At 67.4% G+C, this 1077-nt stretch carries 1 protein-coding gene; it reads right to left on the bottom strand.

All coding sequences use genetic code 11. From position 1 onward, the window contains the following. The coding region (locus AC07UK_RS38795) for an ABC transporter ATP-binding protein (protein ID WP_494688358.1) at window positions 1-1077 on the bottom strand (1077 nt) is incomplete at both ends.

Genomic DNA, 1077 nt, shown 5'->3' on the forward strand with positions numbered 1-1077 from the left:
CCGAGGTAGGCTTCCAGCACCGCGGGGTTCTTCTGCACTTCCTCGGGCACGCCCTCGGCAATGCGCGTGCCGAATTCCATCACCACCAGCCGGTCAGTCAGGTTCATCACGAAGTCCATGTCGTGCTCCACCAGCAGCACGCTCATGCCCTCGCCCTTGAGCTTGCGCAGGAGCTCGGCCAGGGCCTGCTTCTCCTTGTAGCGCAGACCCGCTGCCGGCTCGTCCAGCAACAGCAGCGCCGGGTCGCAGCACAGTGCACGCGCGATTTCAAGAATCCGCTGCTGGCCCAGCGCGAGGCTGCCGGCTTCCATGTACATGCAATCGGCCAGGCCCACGCGTTCAAGCTGGCGCTTCGCTTCGAACAGCAGCTTCTCTTCCTCGGCCTTGTTCATGCGCAGGATCGCGGCCGAGACGCCGCCCTGGGCGCGGAAATCGCCGCGCAGGTGCGCGCCGATGGCCACGTTCTCCAGCACCGTCATGGTCGGCAGCAGGTGCACGTGCTGGAAGGTGCGGCCGATGCCGCGCTTGACGATCTCGCGCGACGGCAGGCCCGAGATCACTTCACCGCGGTAACGCACCTCCCCGCGCGTCACCGGCAGCACGCCCGTCACCAGGTTGAAGGTGGTGGACTTGCCCGCGCCATTGGGACCGATCAGCCCGATGATCTCGCCCGCGCGCACCTGGAAGCTGACATCGTTCACCGCCACCAGCCCGCCAAACTCCTTGCGCGCGGCGCGCACATCCAGGATCAGGTCGCCGGCGTCGGGCTTCTGGCGCACGGCCAGGGCCTCGGCCTGCGCCGGCGCCAGTACCGGCGGCCCCGAAGGAACCAGACGCCGCAGGAACGGCCAGATGCCATCGCGCGCGTATTGCAGCAGCAATACCAGCAGCACGCCGAAGACGATGATCTCGAAGTTGCCGTTGGCGCCGAGCAGCTTGGGCAGCACGCCCTGCAGCACATCCTTCAGGATGGTCAGGATGCCCGCGCCCAGCACCGCGCCCCACACATGGCCCACGCCGCCGACCACGGCCATGAACAGGTACTCGATGCCGTAGTTCAGGCCAAACGGCGTCGGG

The sequence above is a fragment of the Cupriavidus sp. GW821-FHT07C08 genome (assembly GCF_059419025.1).